Source organism: Paenibacillus sp. MAH-35 (genome assembly GCF_058135425.1).
Map to the genome: position 1 here is coordinate 219,936 of NZ_JBYUPU010000012.1, position 6,594 is coordinate 226,529.

The following is a 6,594-nucleotide window of genomic DNA, read 5'->3' on the forward strand; positions in this document are numbered from 1 at the left end:
ATTGTGAACGCTGAAGCCGGCACCAAGACCATCGGTGTGCTGGGCGGCATGGGACCGCTGGCGACCGTCGACTTTTTCCAAAAGTTAGTAGCCGGTACTTGCGCCGCGTCGGACCAGGATCATCTGCACATTCTGATCAATAATAACCCGAAAATCCCGTCCCGGGTTCAGGCTATCTGCTCGGGCGCTCCGAGCCCGCTTCCGGCGCTTGTACATTCGGCGCTCGTCTTGCAGCGGGCCGGCGCGGATTTTCTCGTCATGCCCTGCAATACCGCTCACGTTTGGCACGAGCAAATCGCCAAGGCGATCGATATTCCGCTGTACAGCATAATCGGGAGCACCGTTGAAGCGGTAACTCGGGATTTTGCGGATTGCGCGGGCGCGACGATGCTGTTCGCTACGCAAGCTACTATTGCCTCCGGCTTGTATCAGCGTGCATTCGCATTGGCGGAGTATCCGATCCGCCTTCCGTCGGAGGAGGAGCAAGGCGTAGTCGGGAACGCCATCCAAGGTGTCAAGGCGGGGAAGCTGGACAACAATGAAGAGCTGCCCGCACTCCACCTAATCGTGCAGCGGCACGCAGCGTCAGGCATTCGCCTCTTTATAGCCGGCTGCACGGAACTGCCGTTGTTAATTCCTTTTCTCATGGCGGACAATCGTTACGAATGGTTCGATCCGACGTTGGCGCTGGCGAAGCTGGCAATTCATAAAGCAAACACAAACTGAATGGAGGAAACGACGATGCGATGGGAGCAAGTCGGAGTGATTACCGATGAGGTATCGGAACGGTTTTCAGAGGCGCTGGATTGGATCACCGCGCAAGGCTTGCATTATGTCGAATTACGGATGATGGACGGGAAGAACATAAGCAGCTTGACGAACGAGGAGCTGCAGACGGTATCGCGGGATATTCGGTCACGCGGACTGCTTGTGTCTGCGATTGCTTCGCCGTTGTTCAAGTGCAAGCTCGACCCGTCCCGTCAGACGGCGCTCGGCGATGTATTCGGGCATGAAGAGGAGTCTCCGGGACGGCATCTGGAGCGGCTGCCGCGATTGATTGAAATCGCCCAGACGTTGAATACGAGTATGATCCGCGTATTTTCATTCTGGCGGGAGAAGGAGCCGGAGCGGTACAACGAGGATATCGCGGCTTACCTGGGCCGAGCCGCCGACCTCGCCGGAAGGGCGCGGATGACCCTGCTTCTGGAAAATGAAGGATCCTGCAATTGCGGTACGGCGAGAGAAACCGGGGAAATGGCGGATCGGGTAGACTCACCATGGCTGCGGATCGTTTGGGATCCCGGCAACGAAGCATATCTCGGGCTGCGTCCGTTCCCGGACGGGTACGAGGCGGTCAAAAAGCGTCTGGCGCATGTGCATCTAAAGGATACGCGGCGAAGCGGAGATGGCAGGTTCACGGGAGCGCCGATCGGCCGGGGCGTCGTTCCATGGAAGGAACAATTCGCCGCACTGGAGCGAGACGGCTACAAGGGAATCTACGTCATCGAAACCCACTACAAACCGGATAGCGGCTCCATCATGGACGGCTCCCGGGAGTCCTTGGAAGGATTGAGGCAGGTTATCTCATCCTGTTAACTCCTCCTTGCCGAACTACAGTTCCGCAGCTTTTCCGTTATAACGTTAAGCAGAACCGGTTCGCGGCAAATACGATAAAAATGACCGGGTAAACGCCGGGTTTCGCGTATAGAGCTCGTATGCAGCCGGTGCTACGATAGTGGCAGGTTTAATTAGTCCGAACAGGATGGGGGAGCCGCAATGAAACGAAGTTGGTTGATCACGGATATGCTGCGCGTCTGTCCGCAAAGCGGCCAAACGCTGGAAACGGAAGAGGAGCTGCGCAATCGGCAAATCTTTGTCGACCGTCCATTTCGGTCCGTTTCGCCTCGGAACGCTTATGTGTCCTTTCAGATTATTCTGGACATGACGGCGGACGGACCGGAGGAAATAGACATTTTGCCGGAATCACTGCGAGGAGAGGGCGATGCGGGCATTTCGGCAGAGGAATACGCACCTTATGTACAGTGGTACCATCTCATTGGAAAGCGTTACTATCCCGACGGGCTTGTACCATGGGGGCAAGGGAAAACGGCCGGCAGCCCCCTTGCGTCCGTATCCCGCTTGAATGCGGTTCCGCGCCAGCAATATGCGGGAATCTGGATGGATCTGTTCGTACCTGCCGATACGGCTCCTGGCGAATATTCGGGGACGATTACGGTCCGGCGAGGAGCCAGCGCGGAGAAGCATGAGTGGCAATTGACGGTTCTGAAGGCGACCGTACCCGATGAATCGACGATTACCGCAAGTCTGAACAACTACGCCGATTCAATCTCCGGGAAATTCGCCCATCTCGAGCGCCGTACCGAGCGGTATCGCGACGGATCATATTTTGCGGTGGAAAAGAAATTTTATCGGATGTCGCATGAGCACCGGACTGTGTTCCATAATCTGCCTTACTCGCATGACGGGCGCATTCCCGAAAGTTTCGCTCCGGTGCTGGAAGGCGCAGGCAAGTCGCTTCGCGTTAAGGATTGGTCCTTGTTCGACGAGCATTTCTCCAGTTATCTGGACGGATCGGCATTCAAGGGGACGAAGCGGGGGGAGATTCCGATTCCCCACATGTATTTGCCGCAAAATTTCCACTGGCCGGCTGATTATACGAAGTTCGCGATGAAAGGCTACGCTACGGAGTTCTCCAATGTATTCCGCGAGTTTTATAAGCATTTCACTGAACGCGGCTGGTTGTCGACCCGGTTCGAGCTGTTCTTCAATCATAAGAAGCGATACAAGTTGTTCCCCTACGACGGCGACGAAACCCGGTTTATCTGGGATGAGAAAATCAACGACATCTTCTACGGGTTTGCTTCGGACGTGCTGGAGCGCAAAGACGGGGCACGTTTTATTTTCCGCACGGACTCCAGTTGGAATTACGGTCTGCATTACGGGAAATACGCGGATGTGATCAAGCATTGGGTCGTTAACCGGAATATTATGAAGTGGTATCCGGAAGGACAGTCGTATCTGCAGAGCCGCGGTTGCTTGTTCTGGTATTATCTGGGCGCTCAGCCGATCGATCACAATCTGCTCGGCTCGGCAATCGCGCCGCTGGCCAGCGTTGCTCAAGGGCTGAACGGGTTTGTGCTGTGGAACAACGTCGATTGGGGGAGCGACTGGCATCGGACGCCCGCCGGCAACGGCAAAACGGCCGTGTTTTATCCGGGCGATCGGTTGTTCGATATCCCGGGTCCGATCCCGACGATCCGGCTCAAGGTGCTGCGGAATGCAATGCAGGTTTCGGAATGTATGGAGAAGTGGATCCGGGATCACGGCGAGCCCAGCAGAAGTGAGATGACCCGGCTCGTAGGTTCCATCCTGGACGGCGACAGCACATTCGATTGGCCGGAGCCTCCGGCATTTATCGATCGGCCCCCGTACGAGTGGACGAACGAACTGCTGAGTGAAGCGTCCCCGTCGGCTCTCCATATCGGCCGGTCACCTCTGCTGTTCGAGGAACTCAAGCATCGATTATGGCGGATCATTGAAGGGGAGGAAAGGGAATGTCTCATACTTACGAGCTGATGGAGATCGCCAGAGTCGGTTCGCTATTCCTCTGCGGGGACTGGCTGGAGCAGGTAATGACGCCGGAGCGCCGCAGCTATGTCAGCGGTGACGATATTGACTTTGACGAGGACAGCTTCAATGCGCTGAAGCGTACGCTGCTGCTGACGGAACGGATCGATCGCAGCCGCCGGGACGTCACTTGCTGTCTATGGGTGCGGAGGCCCGACCATCCAAGCCGAGCGGAGACACTGATCGGGGGCAGATCGCTGCCGGTCGAAGGACATCATATTATCGAGATGGGGCCGGAGCTTTGCCGCGCATTTGCCGGTATGCCGACCTCGCGCATCCGTTCGGGAGGCGAAGAAACCGTCTATTACCCGGTACGCAACTCCGAGGAGGAGATCGTTGGCGTGCTGGAGGTGTCGGTATACGACGAGCCGTATTTTATTTGACAGTGACCTGAACCTGGGAGGGAAGCTCCATGTTATCCATGAACAACACACGGCGGGACATCGAGCAGGCGCAGCCGCAGATCGCGGTTTTGCCAGTCGGCGCCCTCGAGCAGCACGGCAGTCATTTGCCGATAGGCACGGACAGCATGATCGCCGCCGAATATGCGGAACAGCTGGCGCAGCATCTGGATGCCTTTTTGCTTCCGACCTTGGCGATCAGTTCCTCGATCGAGCATCGCAAGGCAATCGGAACCGTTTACCTGCGTGCAGATACTTTGGCGCTGGTGATCCGCGATATTGCCGACTCGCTCTACGGCTCGGGCTTCAAGCAGCTGTTGCTCGTTAACGGGCATGGCGGCAACTATATTTTAAAACCTGCGATCCGACAACTGAACCGGGACTACGCGGATCGGCAGGCAGAGATGGAGGTCGTGCTGCTAAGCGGAGCGATCATAAACGCAATTGGAGACGACAGCCCATTCAAACATCCCGGTTCGAGCGATATACACGCAGGTGAGAAAGAAACTTCGTTGATCATGCATTTGCGTCCCGATCTTGTCCGACAGCCGGTTCCCGGCGGCGGTGTGTTGCCCGAAGCGGATCAAAGTATGCTGGATTATTTGGACATGACTGAATTATGCGCGGACGGATATTGGGGTTATCCCGATTCCGCTACGCCAGAGAAGGGGAGACTGATCGCCGAGCGGTTTGTCCCGCGGGCCATCGATTACCTGGAGAAGCTGAAACGTCTAAAGGCAAGTTTGAGGTAACGGCATTGCGGCCGAAGCCGGGCAAGCCTTTCGGTTGTGATAGGTTTTTGGAATCGTTTTAGGATTACAGCCGGAATCTTTTTACCACTCTGGACAAGAAATCATTATCGAATTATAATGATAAACTGTTAATTAATTCATTTATTCCCTTACAATAAACGAATGTGAGAGATCAATAAAAAACTAGAAGGCAGCCGTCAAACGATCGGCTGTCTTTGCTCAATCAAACCGGAAATTACTAGTATTATAATGCCGTCGGACCGACGCTCTGTGGAATAGGAAGGAGAACACATGTTATGACCATGCAATGCAAACGCTGTACAACCGATGACGATTTCGCCAAAGTGTGTGTGTTCGTTCTCGATCACAAGCACGACTTGCATCGATCTTTTTACACGCTGGACATGGTAGAAATTCTGTACACCTATTTAACTCAAGGCCACCTGATCTTCGTTGAAGACGCGAATAACCAGGTTATCGGGGCGACCGCTTATTATCACGGGACTCCGGAACGGGATTTTCAGGACAAAGATATCGCTTTCCTGGATATGGCTGTTGCCGATAAAGCTTATCGGGGGACGCGCCTCTTCCTCACCGGACTGCAATATACGGTGAACCAGATCGCGCAGCTGCATCCGGAAGTGCAGGAAATCAGGCTGGCCGCTCTTGCGGACAATCCATATTTGCGCAGGTTGTATTCCAAATTTACCGATACCAGCTATTCGCGAGAAGGAACGGAACTCGAACAACTCGTGTTTTGTGTCAAAATTAACAAATTACAGGGTATCTTAAATAAATACGGCAAGGTATAATGATAACAGGAAACCGAATTATACAACCAAAGGAGGATCCCCATGATCGTCATCCCCCCTCGATTTGACAAGAAAACCGGCGGCAAATTAGGAAAAATCGCAATCTTGAACGATACTTTGAGAGCACAACCGAAGTAATGTCGTTCGAGTTTCGCCCCTGTAACATGGAGATGGACCATGAGGCGTATATCCGCTTTCTGCTTCAGCATCACGCCGAGCTGAATTTGCCGTATCCATTTGCGATGAAACTCAGCTTTATAAGCAGCCCTCTGATGTTCGGGAAGGGCATGCTCGTGATCGATGAAGAGCCTTACGAACTAGCAGCTGCCGCAGGGTTCGTGTACGGCACGGGAGCCAATGAATATAAGGATCGGCATATATGCCAAGTCGAGGTTGCCTTTATTCGGAGCGAATATCGGCGAACCTCTTTATTTATAAGAGGACTGCAAGCGCTCGTCGCCGAGATGAGAGCGGGCAACCCCGACGTCGTGCAAGTTCAATTCTGGACTTCGGCTGACCAAGGGGAATCAGACAAGCTGTTCTCCAAACTTTGTGCCTTGCCCGGCTCGATGAAGTCGCTAGTGAACGGCTTAACGTTCTACACCGTTCCGTTTCATGAGTTGGAAGCCTTGTGCCACAGTTTCGGGAGTCGCATGAAGCTACAGTCATAATCATAACCAAGATTAGCAAGCGGTTGGGACACTATGTCCTAACCGCTTGTTTTGTTTATCCATGCGAGCTTGGGAAGTAAGGCGCCATATGCCGTTGTAGCGGGTAATTGTTGACCGTGCAGGAAATGTGGAAGCAGTCAAATCCGTAGATGTAAAAATTGAAAACGTTACAGCATAACCGATCTTTATGATGGCTTCCTGAGGCTTTGGTTAGGAGAGGGGTTACGGGAAGTCTGCTGGCTTTCATAGATTCATAGACATATGTACAAAAAGGATTTCAATGGAAAAAGGAGTAACAATTGAATGTAAC

General features: G+C 53.6%; 7 protein-coding genes. All 7 read left to right on the forward strand.

Annotation, left to right across the window (positions count from 1 at the left end; all coding sequences use genetic code 11):
* Nucleotides 1-3 precede the first annotated feature (3 nt).
* The 7 genes from cuyB (at nucleotide 4) to AC3Y2E_RS15970 (ending at nucleotide 6,284) form a co-directional block, all read left to right on the forward strand.
* Nucleotides 4-726 (forward strand): cysteate racemase, encoded by a 723-nt coding sequence (gene cuyB, locus AC3Y2E_RS15940; protein ID WP_379211927.1) that lies wholly within the window; start codon nucleotides 4-6, stop codon nucleotides 724-726.
* 15 nt (nucleotides 727-741) lie between these two features.
* Nucleotides 742-1,596, forward strand: coding sequence for a sugar phosphate isomerase/epimerase family protein (locus AC3Y2E_RS15945; protein WP_379211929.1), 855 nt, complete (start codon nucleotides 742-744; stop codon nucleotides 1,594-1,596).
* A 180-nt stretch (nucleotides 1,597-1,776) separates the two neighbouring features.
* The gene (locus tag AC3Y2E_RS15950; protein ID WP_379211931.1) at nucleotides 1,777-3,597 is read left to right on the forward strand and encodes a hypothetical protein; all 1,821 of its coding nucleotides are present in this window, start codon (nucleotides 1,777-1,779) and stop codon (nucleotides 3,595-3,597) included.
* Nucleotides 3,576-4,031 carry a hypothetical protein gene (locus AC3Y2E_RS15955; protein WP_379211934.1) on the forward strand — a complete coding sequence of 152 codons (456 nt, stop codon included), beginning with the start codon at nucleotides 3,576-3,578 and terminating at the stop codon, nucleotides 4,029-4,031. Before AC3Y2E_RS15950 ends, AC3Y2E_RS15955 begins: the two co-directional genes overlap by 22 nt.
* A gap of 29 nt (nucleotides 4,032-4,060) precedes the next feature.
* Nucleotides 4,061-4,801: a creatininase family protein gene (locus tag AC3Y2E_RS15960; protein ID WP_379211936.1), complete on the forward strand. Its 741-nt coding sequence runs from the start codon at nucleotides 4,061-4,063 to the stop codon at nucleotides 4,799-4,801.
* A 296-nt stretch (nucleotides 4,802-5,097) separates the two neighbouring features.
* Entirely contained in the window at nucleotides 5,098-5,613 is a 516-nt protein-coding gene (locus tag AC3Y2E_RS15965) for a GNAT family N-acetyltransferase (protein ID WP_379211938.1), read from the forward strand.
* Between the two features lie 137 nt (nucleotides 5,614-5,750).
* A complete protein-coding gene (locus tag AC3Y2E_RS15970; protein ID WP_379211940.1) occupies nucleotides 5,751-6,284 on the forward strand; it encodes a hypothetical protein in 534 nt (177 codons plus the stop codon).
* The last annotated feature ends 310 nt before the right edge of the window (nucleotides 6,285-6,594 follow it).